This window comes from Halalkalicoccus paucihalophilus (assembly GCF_001593955.1).
GTDB classification, from domain to species: Archaea; Halobacteriota; Halobacteria; order Halobacteriales; family Halalkalicoccaceae; genus Halalkalicoccus; species Halalkalicoccus paucihalophilus.
This window is the reverse complement of sequence record NZ_LTAZ01000003.1, coordinates 91,671-107,906: the sequence shown is the minus strand read 5'-3', so window position 1 is coordinate 107,906 and position 16,236 is coordinate 91,671. Positions and strand designations below refer to the sequence as shown.

General features: G+C 66.6%; 18 protein-coding genes. 6 read left to right on the top strand and 12 right to left on the bottom strand.

The genetic code is table 11. The features are described from left to right. Window positions 1-94: 94 nt before the first annotated feature. Together HAPAU_RS04115 and metX are read left to right on the top strand one after the other, a co-directional pair. A complete protein-coding gene (locus tag HAPAU_RS04115; RefSeq protein WP_066379968.1) occupies window positions 95-1,384 on the top strand; it encodes an O-acetylhomoserine aminocarboxypropyltransferase/cysteine synthase family protein in 1,290 nt (429 codons plus the stop codon). Then, on the top strand, window positions 1,381-2,580 hold the full coding sequence (gene metX, locus HAPAU_RS04110; RefSeq protein ID WP_066379966.1) for a homoserine O-acetyltransferase MetX: 1,200 nt from the start codon (window positions 1,381-1,383) through the stop codon (window positions 2,578-2,580). Before HAPAU_RS04115 ends, metX begins: the two co-directional genes overlap by 4 nt. A 13-nt stretch (window positions 2,581-2,593) precedes the next feature. Here the strand turns inward: metX and HAPAU_RS20825 are convergent, their stop codons facing one another. Together HAPAU_RS20825 and serB are read right to left on the bottom strand one after the other, a co-directional pair. Beyond that, window positions 2,594-2,842, bottom strand: a complete 249-nt coding sequence (locus HAPAU_RS20825; RefSeq protein WP_157078415.1) for a hypothetical protein — start codon at window positions 2,840-2,842, stop codon at window positions 2,594-2,596. Between the two features lie 120 nt (window positions 2,843-2,962). Continuing rightward, window positions 2,963-3,613, bottom strand: a complete 651-nt coding sequence (serB, locus tag HAPAU_RS04100) for a phosphoserine phosphatase SerB (RefSeq protein WP_066379963.1) — start codon at window positions 3,611-3,613, stop codon at window positions 2,963-2,965. Between the two features lie 51 nt (window positions 3,614-3,664). Between serB and HAPAU_RS04095 the strand changes: the two genes are divergently transcribed. After that, a complete protein-coding gene (locus tag HAPAU_RS04095; RefSeq protein WP_084383661.1) occupies window positions 3,665-4,231 on the top strand; it encodes an NUDIX hydrolase N-terminal domain-containing protein in 567 nt (188 codons plus the stop codon). A gap of 375 nt (window positions 4,232-4,606) precedes the next feature. On the opposite strand, the gene HAPAU_RS04090 is transcribed toward HAPAU_RS04095, so the two are convergent. After that, a complete protein-coding gene (locus HAPAU_RS04090; protein ID WP_066379959.1) occupies window positions 4,607-5,314 on the bottom strand; it encodes a class I SAM-dependent methyltransferase in 708 nt (235 codons plus the stop codon). 117 nt (window positions 5,315-5,431) lie between these two features. Between HAPAU_RS04090 and serA the strand changes: the two genes are divergently transcribed. Both serA and HAPAU_RS04080 read left to right on the top strand, forming a co-directional pair. Then, complete coding sequence (gene serA, locus HAPAU_RS04085; protein ID WP_066379958.1) at window positions 5,432-7,045, top strand: phosphoglycerate dehydrogenase; 1,614 nt, start codon at window positions 5,432-5,434, stop codon at window positions 7,043-7,045. A gap of 114 nt (window positions 7,046-7,159) precedes the next feature. Further along, window positions 7,160-7,702, top strand: coding sequence for a putative phosphothreonine lyase domain-containing protein (locus tag HAPAU_RS04080; protein ID WP_066379956.1), 543 nt, complete (start codon window positions 7,160-7,162; stop codon window positions 7,700-7,702). Window positions 7,703-7,738: 36 nt separating this feature from the next. On the opposite strand, the gene thrC is transcribed toward HAPAU_RS04080, so the two are convergent. From thrC to HAPAU_RS04065, 3 genes are read right to left on the bottom strand one after another with little or no spacing between them, the layout of a single operon-like run. Further along, window positions 7,739-8,995: a threonine synthase gene (thrC, locus tag HAPAU_RS04075; RefSeq protein ID WP_066379953.1), complete on the bottom strand. Its 1,257-nt coding sequence runs from the start codon at window positions 8,993-8,995 to the stop codon at window positions 7,739-7,741. A gap of 23 nt (window positions 8,996-9,018) precedes the next feature. Further along, on the bottom strand, window positions 9,019-9,375 hold the full coding sequence (locus HAPAU_RS04070) for a helix-turn-helix domain-containing protein (RefSeq protein ID WP_394327288.1): 357 nt from the start codon (window positions 9,373-9,375) through the stop codon (window positions 9,019-9,021). 60 nt (window positions 9,376-9,435) lie between these two features. Further along, window positions 9,436-9,681, bottom strand: a complete 246-nt coding sequence (locus tag HAPAU_RS04065; protein WP_066379947.1) for a hypothetical protein — start codon at window positions 9,679-9,681, stop codon at window positions 9,436-9,438. A 124-nt stretch (window positions 9,682-9,805) separates the two neighbouring features. Between HAPAU_RS04065 and HAPAU_RS04060 the strand changes: the two genes are divergently transcribed. Further along, window positions 9,806-10,273: a DUF6789 family protein gene (locus HAPAU_RS04060; protein ID WP_066379944.1), complete on the top strand. Its 468-nt coding sequence runs from the start codon at window positions 9,806-9,808 to the stop codon at window positions 10,271-10,273. Window positions 10,274-10,309: 36 nt separating this feature from the next. Here the strand turns inward: HAPAU_RS04060 and argF are convergent, their stop codons facing one another. Genes argF through lysX form a run of 6 tightly spaced genes read right to left on the bottom strand, consistent with a single transcriptional unit; the run spans window position 10,310 to window position 16,177 of the window. Then, the gene (argF, locus tag HAPAU_RS04055; RefSeq protein ID WP_066379941.1) at window positions 10,310-11,218 is read right to left on the bottom strand and encodes an ornithine carbamoyltransferase; all 909 of its coding nucleotides are present in this window, start codon (window positions 11,216-11,218) and stop codon (window positions 10,310-10,312) included. Next, on the bottom strand, window positions 11,215-12,261 hold the full coding sequence (locus HAPAU_RS04050) for a [LysW]-lysine hydrolase (RefSeq protein ID WP_066379939.1): 1,047 nt from the start codon (window positions 12,259-12,261) through the stop codon (window positions 11,215-11,217). The genes argF and HAPAU_RS04050 overlap by 4 nt, the downstream gene beginning before the upstream one ends. Window position 12,262: 1 nt before the next feature. Continuing rightward, window positions 12,263-13,402: an aspartate aminotransferase family protein gene (locus HAPAU_RS04045; RefSeq protein ID WP_066379937.1), complete on the bottom strand. Its 1,140-nt coding sequence runs from the start codon at window positions 13,400-13,402 to the stop codon at window positions 12,263-12,265. Beyond that, a complete protein-coding gene (locus HAPAU_RS04040) occupies window positions 13,399-14,235 on the bottom strand; it encodes an acetylglutamate/acetylaminoadipate kinase (RefSeq protein WP_066379934.1) in 837 nt (278 codons plus the stop codon). The genes HAPAU_RS04045 and HAPAU_RS04040 overlap by 4 nt, the downstream gene beginning before the upstream one ends. Further along, complete coding sequence (argC, locus tag HAPAU_RS04035) at window positions 14,235-15,311, bottom strand: N-acetyl-gamma-glutamyl-phosphate reductase (protein WP_066379931.1); 1,077 nt, start codon at window positions 15,309-15,311, stop codon at window positions 14,235-14,237. The genes HAPAU_RS04040 and argC overlap by 1 nt, the downstream gene beginning before the upstream one ends. Next, entirely contained in the window at window positions 15,311-16,177 is an 867-nt protein-coding gene (gene lysX / locus HAPAU_RS04030) for a lysine biosynthesis protein LysX (protein WP_066379929.1), read from the bottom strand. Before lysX ends, argC begins: the two co-directional genes overlap by 1 nt. Between the last annotated feature and the right edge of the window lie 59 nt (window positions 16,178-16,236).

The following is a 16,236-nucleotide window of genomic DNA, read 5'->3' as shown; positions in this document are numbered from 1 at the left end:
TTCGGTCCCCGCGAGCACGGTGCGGTTCGTGGGTCGCTGCGAATCTTGCCGTTATTACTGGTTATAAATCTCTACGGCGATATGCACCACATACATGACCCGATGGGGACCCGCGACGCGGAGCGTCCACGCCGGCGGGTGCGCGGACCCGGCGACGGGCGCGCGCGCGCCACCGATCTACCAGACGACCTCCTACGAGTTCGAGAGCGCGGACCACGCCGCCGACCTCTACGCGCTCTCGGCGGAGGGCGACGTCTACTCCCGGATCAGCAACCCGACCACGAGCGCGCTCGAAGAGCGTCTCGCTGCCCTCGAGGGCGGCGCCGGGGCGGTCGCGACCTCCTCGGGAATGGCCGCCCTCGACGCCGCGACCTTCCTGCTGGCTGCGCCCGGCGATTCGATTGTCTCCGCCGCCGCGATCTACGGCGGGACCACCGCGTACTTTAACCATGTCGCCGGCCGCCGGGGGGTCGAGACGCGCTTCGTCGACACGCTCGATTACGAAGGGTACGAGGAAGCGATCGACGACTCGACGGCGTATGTTCACCTCGAAACCATCGGCAATCCGTCGCTCGTTACCCCCGATCTCGAACGAGTGGCCGAAATCTCCCACGCACACGGCGCCCCGCTCGTGGTCGACAACACGTTCGCGACGCCCGCGCTGTGTCGGCCCCTCGAACGCGGTGCGGATCTCGTCTGGGAGTCGACGACCAAGTGGCTCCACGGGTCGGGGTCGACGGTGGGTGGCGCGCTGATCGACGGCGGCGACTTCGACTGGACGGGCTACGAGGAACTCGCGGGCGAGAACCCCGCCTACGAGGGCATCGACTTCAGTCGGGACTTCCCCGAGGCGCCCTTCGCCGCCGCCGCCCGATACCGCTCGCTGCGGGCGCTCGGCGCCCAGCAGGCACCCTTCGACGCCTGGGCCACCCTTCAGGGACTCGAGTCGTTCCCTCTGCGGATGGAGAGCCACTGCGAGAACGCCGCCATCGTCGCCGAGTTCCTGGCGGATCACGAGGACGTGGCGTGGGTCACGTATCCCGGACTGGAGTCACATCCGACCCACGACAACGCCCGCGAATACCTCGAAAACGGCTTCGGCGGCATGATCGCGTTCGGCCTCGAAAACGGCTTTGAAGGTGGGAAACGCGTCTGCGAGGCGGTCGATCTCGTGAGCTTCGTCGCCAACATCGGCGACGCCAAGTCGCTGATCATCCACCCGGCCTCGACGACCCACGGACAGCTCACCCCCGAGCAGCGCGCGAAAAGCGGCGTCACCGAGGACCTGGTTCGGCTGTCGGTGGGAATCGAGGACCCCGAGGACATCTTGGCCGATCTCGATCGAGCCATCGAAGTCGCTACGGGGCGTTCGACCGAATCATGAGCGAGAACCGCGAAACCGCCTCCCTCGGGGAGTTCCGCTTCGCCTGTGGCGAGTCGATCCCCGACCTTGAAATCGCCTACGAGACCTACGGCGAGTTCACGGGCGAGAACTGCGTGCTGGTGTGTCACGCTTTGACAGGGAGCGCCCACGTCGCGGGTTCGTTTCGCGATTCGACGACGGATCAGGCCTCGGCGTGGTGGGAGGACATCGTCGGACCGGGAAAGGCGATCGACACCGCCGAGTACTACGTTGTCTGTGCCAACGTTCCGGGCTCGTGTTACGGCTCGTCGGGCCCCCCGAGCGAGAATCCCGAGACGGGCGAGCCCTACGGTACGGACTTCCCCCCTGTCACGGTCGGCGACTGGACGCGCGCCCAGCGAGCACTGCTCGATCACCTCGGTGTGGGCCGGCTCCACACCGTCGTCGGCGGTTCCGTGGGGGGAATGAACGCGCTCGACTGGGCGGTCAGGTACCCCGACGACGTCCATCGGGTTGCCGCGGTCGCGGCGGCCGCCCGCCTCGACGCCCAGTGTCTCGGGCTCGACGCCATTGCCCGCCGGGCGATCACGACCGATCCGAACTGGCAGGGCGGCGAGTACTATGGGGGAGCCGAACCGGAGAACGGGCTGGCGCTGGCCCGCCAGTTGGGCCACATGATGTACCTCTCGAAGGACTCGATGGAACGGAAGTTCGGACGGCGCTCTGCGGGACGGGACGCCCACCGCGAGGCGTTTCCCGCCGACCCCGCCGCCGACTTCTTCCCCTACCGGGACGTCGAGTCGTATCTCGATTACCAATCCGGAAAATTCGTCGAGCGCTTCGACGCCAACAGCTACCTCTACCTCACGCGGGCGATGGACGACTACGACCTCGCCGCGGGTTACGAGTCCGACGCCGACGCGCTCGCCGCCTTTACCGGCGAGGCGCTCCTCATGTCCTTTACCGGCGACTGGCACTTCACGGTCGCCCAGTCCGAGCGAGTGGCCGAAGCGGTCCGCGCAACCGGCGAGGCGGCCCACCACGTCGTCGAGTCGGATCACGGCCACGACGCCTTCCTCGTCGAACCCGGAAAGGTCGGGCCGCCGCTCGCGGATTTCGTCGACGACGGGCTCGCCGGCAAGGCGATCACGGACACGAAGAAAGCCGACGACAGCGGCGACTTCGCCCCCGTTCACGCGAGCCTCTTTCCGCGCTGATCGGGTTCGGTGCTCAATTCTCCGCGGTCTCGCCGAGTGCGTCCGCGACCTTCCCGCGAAGCGCCGCGTATGCGCCCAGTCCGGTTCCGGCGGCGAACGAGAGGATCCCTGTCAGCACGAGCAGCGTCAGATCGGGGTGTTCGGCACCGGTATGCAGGAGCGTGAAGTCCATTGCCGTTCCAGGATGAGGGGGCGACTCACTACCCTGTTTCGGTCCTCGCTCGAAGAGGTACTGGTCGGCGGTGTGTCGTCGGGCGGCCATCCGTCGACTCCACCGCCGCAGGTCGGTCGGGACGAATCCACGCGCCCGGTCCGGGTCGACGCCGTGTCGGGGACCGGCGACGGCGAACGGAACCCGTCTTATCTCTACTAAATTACACGACTACTCGGCGGCGGGCTCCAGAACTCCACGCTCCTCGAACAGGCGGCGCAGCGAGACCATGTCGGTGACCAGTTCGTCGCAGTGAGGTTCGACCGCGGGTTTCGGGTCGAAGCCGACGGCGAGGCCCGCGACACGAAGCATCGGGAGGTCGTTCGCGCCGTCGCCGACCGCGACGGTGTCCTCGGGGTCGACGCCTTGGGCGCTCGCCAGTCGACGCAGGGCGTCGTCCTTCGTCCCCTCGATCAGCGGGCCCTCGACCTCGCCCGTCAGTTTCCCGTCCGCCATCGGGAGGCGGTTTGCGACGATCGAATCGACGGCCACGCCCTCGCGGGCGAGCGCGCGCTCGACGCCGCGTTCGAACCCGCCGGTCAGGATCGCCGTGTGGACGCCCGCCTCGTTGAGCGATTCGATCACCTCGGCCGCGCCCGGCCGCAGGCGGACCTCGCCGTAGGCCTTCTCGGCATCCGCCTGCGGGAGTCCTTTCAGGAGGCCGGCACGCTGACGCAGGCTCTCTGCGTAGCTCATCTCGTCGTTCATCGCCCGCTCGGTGATCTCGGCCATCTCCCCTGCCACTTCCAACCGTTCGCCGAGCAGGACGGTCATCTCCGAGTCCGAGAGGGTCCCGTCGAAGTCGAACGCCACCAGTGTCATCGGTCGGGATTCGTTCGCCGGGGGTTTCAACCCTGCCATCCCACCCCCGGTATGGACTCGCTCGCCCTGTTCGAGGAACTGCGCGTGATGGCGAAAAACGGCCTCGTCGACGCCGATAACCCCTACGATCGGGAGCGCTACGAGCGCCTGCTCGAACTCGCGTCGATGGGATACGGCGAGGTCCTCGAGCGCCCGCCCGCCGAGGTCCACGACCGCCTCGCCGACGAACTCGGCTACGTCACCCCCAAGACCGGTGCGAAGGCCGTCGTCACCGACGACGAGGGCCGCCTGCTGGTGATGAAGCGCGTCGACGACCGCAGGTGGTGTCTCCCCTCGGGCTACACCGAACCCGGCGAATCCCCCGAGGAGACGGCGATCCGCGAGACGCGCGAGGAGACCGGTCTCGACGTCCGGGTCGCGGACCTCGTCGGGGTCTACTACCGACCGCCCGGGCGGTACGGCCCCCACGATTTCGTCGGGATCGCCTACCGGTGTGAGCGCGGCGGCGGCGACCTCTCGCTCTCCCACGAGGGCCTCGACCTCGCGTACCGGCCCGTCGAGGCGATCACGGACTGGCACGCCGACCACGAGCGGGTCGCCCGCGACGCCCTCGATTGAGACCTCTTCGACAACCAGGGACGCGAATTCGATCGGTCACCGTCGCGAGTCGGACCCCTCGGACGGCGGACAGTCGACCGTCCATGAATCCGATAGGTCGTCGACCGCTCGATCGCCCCGAAACGGGCGCCTCGAAGGGGAAATCGGCGTCGGACGATCGTTCGGGTCGTTCGTGCGCTGAATCAACGACGAATCCTCTCACGTTCCAACGGGATCCCGGTCATAGGACAAGGGTGTCGTGGAGCCGAATCAGCGAACGGCAGGTACTTCCCGGAAACCGGCCCAGTGTCGACCGCGGCCAACCGTCAGAGGCACCCACGACGGGGACCGCCGATTGCGAGACCCGCTGGCGATCACACCCTCCGTTTCCGACACCTACCGGCCCAGCACGACCGCGTAGGCGGACGTCTCGCTCTCGACGACCGCCTCGACTGTCCACCCCGTCTCCTCGGCGACCCCGCGGAGGGTCGCCGGACTCGTCATCAAGAGGTCGATCCACGGGCCAACCAGCCCGTCGTACTCGACGCGAAAACGCCGGTACGTCAGCCCCTCTTCCACGGTTCGTTCGTTCAGGTACTCCGGCTCCGCCCGCGCGTCGGGATGAGTCGGGTCGTTCAGGTCCGCGACGAGCCGTCCGCCCGGTTCCGTGACGCGGGCGAGTTCCGCGAGCGTCCCCCGGAGGGCCGCCCGCGAACGCCCGAGGCCGAGCTGTTTCCCCACGACGAGTACCGTGTCGAATCCCGTGTCGATCCCGAGGGCCGTCATATCGCCGACGGCCGCCCGCTCGATGCCCCGCTCGCGGGCGACCCGGATCGCGCCGGGACTCCGGTCGACCCCGCACACGGCGTGGCCCTCCCGTCGCGCCCACAGGGTGGTCCGCCCGACGCCACAGCCGACGTCGAGGACGGATCCCGAAACCCGCTCGGCCATCCGTTTTTCGAGGTCGCTCCAGTCGTTGTAATCGGCGAAATATCCCGCGAGATGCGCCTCGCTGACGTGCCCGTCGTCCCGACGGTAAACCGGCCGCTCGACCAGCCGTCCGTGGTGGAAGTCCTCGACCATCCGTCCGAAGGCATCGGCCATACTCCGAGCTAGCACGCCCCGCTTATCAGCCTGTATTGCCCCTCGGTACCCCCCTCTCGAAAGGTCATCCCTGCCGATGACACAAGCGTTAACCCCGCCGCGTGGCAGGTCTCTCGCATGAGGATTCTCGTTACGGACCCCATCGACGATGCGGGGTTGGAGACGTTGCGCGAGGCCGGCCACGCGGTCGTCACCGACTACGGGATCGAGGGCGGGCCCGCCCTCGTAGATGCCCTCGAGGGTGTTCACGGTCTGATCGTCCGCTCGGGGACCGAGGTGACTCGACAGGTCCTCGACGGCGCCGACGAGCTCGTGATCGTCGGGCGGGCCGGGATCGGCGTCGACAACATCGATATTGACGCCGCGACCGAACACGGCGTCATCGTCGCCAACGCCCCAGAAGGCAACGTCCGGGCGGCCGCAGAACACACCGTCGCGATGGCGTTCGCCGCCGCGCGCTCGATCCCACAGGCCCACACCCGCCTGAAAGCCGGCGACTGGGCCAAAAGCGACTTCCTGGGGACCGAGGTCAACAACAAGACGCTGGGGATCGTCGGGCTGGGTCGCGTGGGTCAGGAGGTCGCGAAACGGCTGAACAACCTCGGGATGGACCTCGTGGCATACGATCCCTACATCTCGGAGGACCGCGCCGACCAGATCGGCGCTGACCTCGTCGAGTTCGAGGAGTGCATCGAGCAGGCGGACTTCCTGACCGTTCACACCCCGCTGACCCCCGAAACCGAGGACCTGATCAGCCACGACGAACTCGCGAAGCTCGATGGGGGTTACCTGATCAACTGCGCGCGCGGTGGCGTCGTCGACGAGGCCGCGCTCGCGGAAGCCGTCGAGAACGGGACGCTGAAGGGCGCGGCGCTCGACGTCTTCGCGGAGGAGCCGATCTCGCCCGAAAACCCGCTTCTCGACGTCGAGGACGTCATCGTCACGCCGCATCTCGGCGCCTCGACGGAGGCCGCCCAGGAGAACGTCGCGACCAGCACGGCCGAGCAGGTGCTCGCGGCGTTCAACGAGGAACCCGTCCTGAACGCGCTGAACGCCCCCTCGATCGACAAGAGCGCGTTCCCCCGCGTGCGCCCGTACATCGAACTCGCCGAAACCGCGGGCCGGATCGCCGCCCAACTGCTCGATAAGCGCGTCGAGAGTGTCGACGTCACCTACGCCGGCGAGATCGCGGAAGAGGAGGTCGACCTCGTGACCGCGAGCGCGCTGAAGGGTGTCTTTTCTCCCTTGGAGTGGCAGGTCAACGCCGTCAACGCTCCCCAAGTCGCCGAGGACCGCGGCGTCGACGTCACCGAGACCAAGAGCCATCAGGCCGAGAACTTCCGTAGCGTGGTCACCGTAACAGTTGGAAACGGCGACGGCGAGACCGAACTCGGCGTTTCCGGTACTCTCTTCGCCGACGACGACCCACGGATCGTCCGGATCGATGATTATCGAGTGGACGCCATCCCGCACGGCCACATGCTCGTCGCGCGCAACTACGACAAACCCGGTACGATCGGGTTCATCGGAACTGTGCTGGGCGAGAACGACATCAACATCGCGGGGATGTTCAACGCCCGCGAGGCTATCGGCGGCGAGGCGATCACCGTCTACGACTTAGACGAGGAGGTGAGCGACGAACTGCTCGACCAGTTGGAGGCCGACGAGCGTATCATCGAGGCCCGGTACATCACGCTCGACGGGGCGGATACGGTTCGGACGTCTCTCTAACTACCTCGCTTGATAGAGGTTGAAAGCAGTCGGTTGTTCTCAGTCTGAGTTCTACTTTCACTCCGGCTGGCACACGCTCTTGTGTGATTCTGGACTATTCTGTACTGGATCACCATGCAGTCTCCCCTCAGTATTCGCGAAGAAGAACAGTATTGGCTCCGTAGTAGGGACGTAAGCGATTCCCCGATGGTCGGCGGCGATCAGTATTTCTCCGAGCACGGCGTTGCGCGCCCCGAGGCGATTACAGTCGATGACCTCCCACCGGCAGAGAACGAGGCTGTGCGAGAGATCGACCGGGAGGCACTCGAGGAGAATCTTCCCTTCGGAAAGTGGCAACTCACCGGATCGGCCGAGCGGATTGACGAACTCTGGCCCGAACTCGTCAGTGATGCGGAGGACGGCACTCTCTGGGCAGTGAAGGCGATGACCTCGTTCGGGTATGCTAACTTCCCGATGTACGATGAGTACATCCTTACAGTCTATACGCCCAACTACTTCGATAGACCCGACGTCGGTCGCGTCAGAGAACATCTCCGGGACGAGTACAAAGTGACGCACGAACTGTACTACAAACCCGATATTTACACGAGAAAGGGGATCGTCGGAGAGACGGCCGAGGAATTCGGCCTCTCCGTTCCTGCGCGATATATCGACTAACTCCTCGGAATAGTTCTAGTCGAAACCGAACGTTCTCTATTCGTCGAGGTGCTTCAACACGCCCTCCGTCTCGCCCGGCACCGATTCGGGCTCCACACCGGCAGCGGCCGCCGCGTCGGGGTCCTTCAGCAGGTGGCCGGTCGTCAGACAGACCACCCGCTCGTCGCTTCCCACCACTCCGTTCTCGCGCAGTTTCCGCAGTCCCGCGACGCTCGCCGCCGAGGCGGGCTCGACGCCGATTCCTTCGCCCGCCAGCGCGCGCTGGGCGTCGGTGATCTCCGCGTCCGAGACGGCGACGGCCGTCCCGCCGGTCGCACGGATCCCCGGCAGCGCCTTCGGTGCGTTCACCGGGTTACCGATCCGGATCGCGGTCGCGCGGGTTTCGACGTCCTCCCAGCGTTCAATCTCGTCCCAGCCGTTCTCGACGGCCTCGACCATGGGTGCCGCGCCCTCGGCCTGGACGCCCGTCAGTTTCGGCACGTCCTCTTCGTCGAGCGCGCCGCTCGCGACGAGCTCCCTGAAGGCCTTATAGAGCGCTGCGGTGTTGCCCGCGTTGCCGACGGGGAGGACGATCCGATCGGGGAATTCTCCATACTCCTCGCGGTGGCGTTCGAGGATCTCGAAGCCGATCGTCTTCTGACCTTCGAGCCTGAAGGGGTTCAGCGAGTTGAGCAGGTAGGCCTCGCCCCGGCTCGCCAGGTCCTGCACGATGTCGAGACAGGTGTCGAAGTTGTCGTCGACCTCGAGGATGCGCGCGCCGTGGAGGCTCGCCTGGGCGATCTTGCCCGCGGCGACCTTGCCCGCCGGGAGGAGGACGAGCGTCTCCATGCCCGCCCGGCCGCCGTAGGCCGCGAGCGCGGCGCTCGTGTTTCCGGTAGAAGCACACGCCAGCCGGTCGACACCGAGCCGGCGGGCGACGCCGACGCCGACGGTCATGCCGCGGTCCTTGAAAGAGCCCGTCGGATTCATCCCTTCGTGTTTGATCCGAAGGGATTCGACGCCGACCTCGTCTTCGAGTCGGGGCACCTCGTACAGCGGGGTCGCGCCCTCGTCGATCGTGACCTCCCGCTCCACCGGAAGCGCCGCGTCGTAGCGCCAGACCCCCTCGCCCGAGAACTCCTCGAAGGTGGGGTGCTCGGCGTAGCGGACCTCGAGCAGCGCGCCCGCGTCGCTTCGATACCTAACCCCCTCGAAGGGGGCGTACTGCTCGCCCGTTTCGATGCATTCGAGCCAGACGCCGTCGTCGGCGACCTCCGGTGGCTCCTCGCCTCCGACCGTGAGATCCGAACTCATTGTCGGGTGGAGGGGGCGCGGGGTCAAAAGGCCTCGTTACTCCCCGTTCCGAACCCGTCAATCCGCCCGTGGACCCGCTCGCTCCACTCCTCTAAGGCCTCGTGCATCCGTTCTTTCGCCTCGGGCAACGGCACCGCGGTGTACTGATAGACGTAGCCGCCCGAATCGAGCAACCGACGTTCGCGCTCGACGAGCCTCTTCTCCATGAGCGTCGCCAGCGACCGATTGACGTTGCTCCGGTCCCGATCGAGGTCCTCGGCCAGTTCGGAAACGGTGCTTCCCGGTACGTCGAGCAGTTCGACGTAGGTCCGACACTCGTGGTCCTGGATCCCGAATACACACTGCATGACGTGCTCGAACCCGGGCTCGTCCATCAGCATGAGACCGTGGAGGTCGGCGTCGGACTCGGCCATCGTCCCTCTAGAGCGGTCCGGTCGTAATCAGCGTTCGCTCTCCGCCGCGTACCCCTGATTCTCGAGACACTTCCGGATCCCGTCCCTTGTCTCGTGGGTGTGTAGCGTCGTCGGCGTATCACAGTAATAGACCCCGTCCCGCTGCCGGAGGGCGATTTCCTTGATCGTGCCGGCGATCTCGACCTCGATCAGGACCCGGCGCCCGGAATCGAGCAGCTCGATCAGCTCCTCGGTCGAGCGTTCGTCCGGCTGGACACGTAACGGTTCGACCATCCGTTTTCGAGGACGGCCTCCCGGTTAATCAGCGTTCGCTTCCTCTATATGAACGTTCGTCGTCCGTGCGTCCTCAAAACCCTGCCGAACAATCGTTACTATCATTGCATGTCTCTTGTGAACTATGAGCACGAAAACACGAACCGGGACGGAGATGACGAACGAGACGCGTCTCGAACCCTGGCAGGCCGGCCTCGTCGGGGGAATCGTCGGCGGGGCGGTCTTCGGCGCGATGCTGACGATGATGATGACGCCGGTGATCGAGATGGCGATCCCCGCCCTCTACGGGATCGCGGGACCGGCCGGCCTCGCCGGCTGGGTCATTCACATGGCAAACAGCGCGGTGCTGGGCGTCGTCTTCGGCGCGCTCGTCGGCGCGAGCGCCCTCTCAGATACCGGTAAACTCGCCGGCGCGGGGCTCGCCTACGGGGTCGTCCTCTGGGTCGTCCTCGCGGCAATCGTCATGCCGGTCTGGCTCTCGGCGGTCGGCTTCCCCATGTCCCCGCCACTGCCGAATTTCAATCCGATGAGCCTCGTTGGCCACGCGGTCTACGGCGTGGTGCTAGGTATCGTCTACGCCGCGTTCCGGTAGGATCGAGTCGTCAGAAATCGATTTACGGGTCGGCTCTTACTCGTCGAGCAGCCACGCCAGCAGTCCCTTCTGGGCGTGGAGCCGGTTCTCGGCCTGCTCGAAGACCAGCGAGCGCTCGTTCTCGATGACCTCGTCGGTGATCTCCTCGCCCCGATGGGCCGGCAGGCAGTGCATCACGCGGGCGTCGTCGGATCCCGCGAGCAACTCCCCGTTGACCTGAAAGCCCTCGAACGCCGACAGTCGGTAGTCGCGTTGGTCCTCTTGGCCCATGCTAATCCAGACGTCAGTGTAGACGACGTCAGCGCCCGCGACCGCCTCGGCGGGGTCGTCCGTGACGGTCGGGGCGGGTCCCAGCGCTTCGGCCTGCTCCATTACGTCGTCGTCGAGCGCGTACTCGGGCGGCGTCGCGACGGTCAGATCGACTCCCGTGAGCGCACAGCCCAGCGCGAGGGAGCGAGCGACGTTGTTCGCGTCGCCGACCCATGCCACGGACGTCCCTTCGAACCCGCCGAACGCTTCCCGGATCGTCAGCAGGTCCGCGAGCGTCTGACAGGGGTGGGCGTCGTCGGTCAGACCGTTGATCACGGGCACGGTGGCGTAGCGCGCCAGTTCCTCGACGTTCGCGTGCTCGAAGACGCGAGCCATGATCGCGTCGACGTAGCCCGACAGCGCCCGCGCGGTGTCCTTCAGCGGCTCACCGTGGCCCAGTTGGATGTCGTTCTCGCCCAGGAAGACGGCGTGGCCGCCGAGTTGGGTCATCCCCGTCTCGAAGGAGACTCGGGTACGGGTGCTCGGCTTCTGAAAGAGCATTCCCATCGTTTGGCGTTCGAGGTCAGGGTGCGGGATTCCGGCCCGCTGTTTCTCCTTGTAGTCGGCGGCGCGGTTGAGAACTGCCGCTAGCTCGTCACTACTCAGGTCGTCGATATCGGTGAAGTGTCGTGTCATAGGCGGTCTGCGACCTCCGTGAGAACGGCGATCGAACGGTCGTACTCGGCGAGATCGAGACGTTCGTCGGGCGCGTGATCTAGATCCGAGTCGCCGGGGCCATAGGTCACCATCGGGCAATCCCAGGCCGAGGCGTAGATGTTCATGTCGCTGGTACCGGTCTTACGGAGTAGACGCGGGTCGCCGTCTTCGCCCCGAATGGCGACCCGAAAGGCACGCGCGAGTTCGGTTCGTGGGCTCTCCATCACGGGTGGAATCGGCTTTCCCCAGTTGACGGTGCCCGCGGCGTCCGTGTCCGTCCGGAGTTGTCCTTCCGCGATCTCGCGGACCTCCTCGGTCGTCATCGAGGGAGGGACCCGGAACTGGCCGTCGAGGGTCGCCGAAACCGACAGACCGTCGGCGTCGGTCCCGCCCTCGATCTCGACGGGCTTGGTGGTCACACGCTCGAAGACGGGGCCCCACTCCTCGTCCTCGTCGGGAGCAAAGCGTTCTTCGACGCGGCTCCACCAGCCGATGGCGTGCTGGATCGCGTTGGGCTCGGGTCGGGAGGTGTGGCCCGACTCGCTTGTCGCGACGTAGGTGCCCGCGAGCATGCCACGATACCCCAGCGTCACCCCGTCCCAGCCGCTCGGCTCGCCGTTGATCAGGGCGTCGGGACTCTCCCTGTCTTCGATCAGGTGCCACGCGCCCCGCGAGTCGGTCTCCTCGCCGACGACGCCGACGAAGCTCGTATGAGAGACGACGGCGGCACAGGCCATCGCACACAGCGGGCCGGTTGCGTCGACGCTGCCCCGACCCCAGAGGGTGCCGTCTTCCGTCCGGACGGGGATCTCTCCGGGAACGGTGTCGATGTGCGAGGTGAGTAGGACGCGGTCGTCGGCGGGCGCGCGGACGTTGCCCACCTCGTCGAGCCACGCCTCGCGGTCGTGGGCCTCGAAAAAGTCGACCAGCCGCTCTGCAGCCGTCCGTTCCTCGCCCGAGGGCGAGGGGGTCGAGACCATCCCGACCAGCAGGTCGCGCGCCGAGCCGCTCGAAACGCTCATCTCATGACTCCGTACTCGCGCCCATCGTTTCCGAGAGCGCCCCAACGACACGGTCGACGTGCTCCTCGTCGATGACCAGTGGTGGCAGGAGTCTGAGGACGGATCGGCCGGCCGGCAGCGCGAGGATCCGGTGATTCAGTGCGAGGTCCCGCAGGAGGCGATTGGAGCCCCGTTTGACCTCGATGCCGGTCATCAGCCCGCGCCCGCGGACGTCGCGGATCGGCAGGTCCTCTGCCTCGATCTCCTCGTGGAGGTATTCGCCCATCTCGGCGGCGTGAGCCGGCAGGTCGTCTTCGACCAGCACGTCGAGGGTCGCCGCGGCGGCCGCACACACTACCGGATTGCCGCTGAAGGTCGAGCCGTGGGGACCGGCGTCCTCGGCGATCCAGTCCCGACAGAGGGTCCCACCCAGCGGCAGGCCGCTCGCGAGTCCCTTCGCACTCGTCAGGATGTCGGGTACGACGCCCTCGTGCTCGCAGGCCCAGAAGTCGCCCGTGCGGCCCAAACCCGTTTGAATCTCGTCGAAGACGAGCGCCGCGCCCGTCTCGTCGCAGGCCTCGCGGGCCGCTTCGAGATAGCCCTCCGGCGCGGGGTTGATCCCGCCCTCGCCCTGGATGGGCTCGACGATCACCGCGGCGGTCTCCTCGTCGACCGTCTCCGCGAGCGCCTCGCTGTCGCCGTAGGGCACCGTCTCGAAGCCCGCCGCCAGCGGCTCGAACGGCTTCTTGTACTTCTGCTTCCACGTGGCGGCGAGCGCGCCCATCGTCCGGCCGTGAAACGCGCGCTGGGTGGCGACGATCTTCTGCCGACCTGTCGCGCTGCGGGCGAACTTCAGGGCCGCCTCGTTGGCCTCGGTACCCGAGTTACAGAGCCAGACGTTGTCGATCCCCTCGGGTGCCACATCCGCCAGCTTCTCGTAGCAGGCGTCTCGGGCGTCGTTGGGATAGGAGGCCTGGACAAACATCAGTTCCTCCAGTTGGTCCTTCGCGGCCGCGACCACGTCGGGGTGGCAGTGGCCGACCGGTGTGACCGCGTAGCTCGCGCCGAAATCGAGGTACTCCGTCCCCGAGTCGTCGTACAGATACGGCCCCTCGCCGCGTTCGATCCTGATGGGTTTCTCCGAGAAGACGAATCCACTCATTGTTCGCCCTCCGCTTCGAGCGCGCCGGGGCTAAAGCGTGTCCCGTGGCCGTCGAGCGCCGCCAGGATCGGGTCGTTGAGGTTCGCGTCGGAGACGATCACCTCGCTCGCCCCGCTAGAGAGGGCCTCCTTTGCGGCCATCACCTTCTTGGTCATGAACCCTTCAGCGGCCGCTTCGACGCGCTCCAGATCGCTCGGCGTCTCGGCGCTCTCGATCAGCGTTTCGGGATCGTCGGGGTCTTCGTAGACGCCCGCGACGTCCGTCAGCACCACCAGCGACGCGCCGAGCGCGCCCGCCACGGCGGCGGCCGAGCGGTCGGCGTCGGCGTTGACAGGCACGCCGTCGTCAGCCAACATGGGTACGCTCACGACTGGTGTATAGCCCGATTCGAGCAGGGTTTCGAGGAGATCGGCGTTGACCGACTCGATCTTCCCCGAGTGGTCGCCCCGTTTGATCTTCTTCTTGCCGTCCTCGATCACCCTGACCGCCGACTTGCGGGGGCCAGTGAGAAGACCGCCGTCCACGCCCGAAAGTCCGAGGGCGTTGACGCCCTCGTTTCGCAGCGCGGCCGTCAGGTCGGTGTTGACCCGGCCGGCCATCGCCATCGTAAACGCCTCCATCGTCTCCTCGTCCGTGAAGCGCCCGGTGACGCCGCCCGGCGTGGTGACGTACTCCGGCTCGGCCCCGAGATCGGCAAGCAGCTCGTCGACCGCGGTCGAGCCGCCGTGGACCACGACGACCCGTTCGCCGTTGGCCGTCAGGTGCGCGATGTCCGCGAGCGCGCCTTCCGGTTTGACGGCGCGTGCGCCGCCGATCTTGACGACGATAACCATTAGGGAGCCCCCACGGGATGCAGGCCCTGGAACTCCAAGCCTGCCGTCTCCTCCAGTCCGAGCGCGATATTGGCGGCGTGGACCGCCTGGCCCGCCGACCCCTTCATCATGTTGTCGATCGCCGAGAAGACGACGATTCGCTTGTTGGCTGGATCGAGTTCGAAGCCCACGTCGCCGTAGTTCGTCCCAGCGACGGCCTTGGGCTCGGGGTAGCGATAGACGCCACCACCACCGGAAGCGATCCGCATGAACGGCTCCTCGGCGTAGCTGTCGCGGTACGCGCTCCACAGGTCCTTTTTCGAGACCGGCCCGTCGGGAAAGACGTGACAGGTCGCACTCGCCCCGCGGATCATGTCGACCGCGTGGACGGTAAACGAGACCGAGATCCCGAACTCCCCTTCGATCTCGGCCTCGTGGCGGTGACCCGTCGGCGCGTAGGGCCGGACGATCCCCGAGCGCTCGGGGTGCGAGGAGGCCGCGCCGCCGCTCGCACCGCCCTCGGAGGAGCCGACCTTCACGTCGACGACGACCTGCTCGTCGCCGTCCAGGAGTCCGGCGTCGAACAGCGGGCCCAGTCCGAGCATCGTCGCGGTGGCGTTACAGCCCCCCGAGGCGATCAACTCGGCGCCCGGAAGCTCCTTCCGATTCCGCTCGGGCAGCGCGTAGACCGACTTCTCGAGGTATTCCGGCGCGCTGTGGCCGTCGTACCACTCCTCGTACTGCTCTTCCGTGTCGAGCCGGAAGTCCGCCGAGAGGTCGACGACAGTGTCCGCCGCGTCCTCGAAGGCATCGATACGCTCCATCGCCACTCCGTGAGGGGTCGCCGCGAAGAGCACGTCCACCGACTCCAGATCCGCGGGATCGGAAAACCGCAGGGTCCGACCCCGCAGGTTCGGGTGGATCGATCCTATCGTTTTGTTTTCGGCCGATCGGCTCGTCGCCTGTGCGATCTCGAAGTTCGGGTGGCCGTCGAGCAGCCGCAGGAGCTCGCCGCCGGTGAACCCGCTTCCGCCGACCACGCTCGCGGTGAGCGTCTCAGAACCCTCGCTCGCTTTCGAGCCTCCCTCGACCGCCATCAGGCGGTCACCCCGGTCTCGGCGGGGACCTGCGCTTCGAGCCAGTCGACGACTCTCGCCGGGACGTCCACGTCGACGACCTCGTTGAGCGCCTTGAACTCGACGGTGTGGTTGACCTCGTGGACGGTATAGCCCTCCTCGGTCTCCATCAGGTCGATCCCGAGCAGGCCGCCGCCGACCGCGTCGCTCGCGCGCTCGACGAGATCGAGCGCCTCCGCGTCGGGTTCGAAGACTTCGGTCGTCGCACCCTTCGCGGCGTTGGTCAGCCAGTGATCCGACGAGCGGGCCATCGCGGCGATGGGCTCGCCGTCGACGGCCACCACGCGGATATCGCGGTCGGGTTTGGCGACGAACTCCTGGATGTAGAACACCTTGTGCTCGTAGTGGCCCAAGGTCTCCTTGTGTTCGAGGATCGCCTCGGCGGCCGATCGGCTCTCGATCTTTGCCATCAGGCGGCCCCACGAACCCATGACGGGTTTGAGCACGCAGGGATAGCCGAAGGCCTCGATGCTCTCGAGGGCGGCCTCGGTGGTGAAGGCCACGTCCGTATCGGGCGTCGGGACGTCCGCGCTCGCGAGTGCGAGGCTGTTTTTGACCTTGTCCGCACAGGTCTCTGCGGTGTCGGGCCCGTTGACCACGGGGATCCCGTAGGCCTCACAAAAGCGCGTGACGTAGAGGCTCCGGCTCGTCGAGAGACACCGGTCGAGCACGACGTCGACGCCCTCGAAGATTTCGGGGGGATTGTGGACGTTGAACTGGTGTTTTCGCACGTCGATCTTGGTGATCTCGTGGTCGCGCTCGCGAAGCTCGTTCAGCAGGAGCTTCTCGTCTCTGCGGATCCGGGAGTAAAGGATGCCTACGTTCATTCGTATCGGGTCCACCTCGAACGGCGGACGGAAAAACGGGTCGCTGTCTGTGTGTTCAT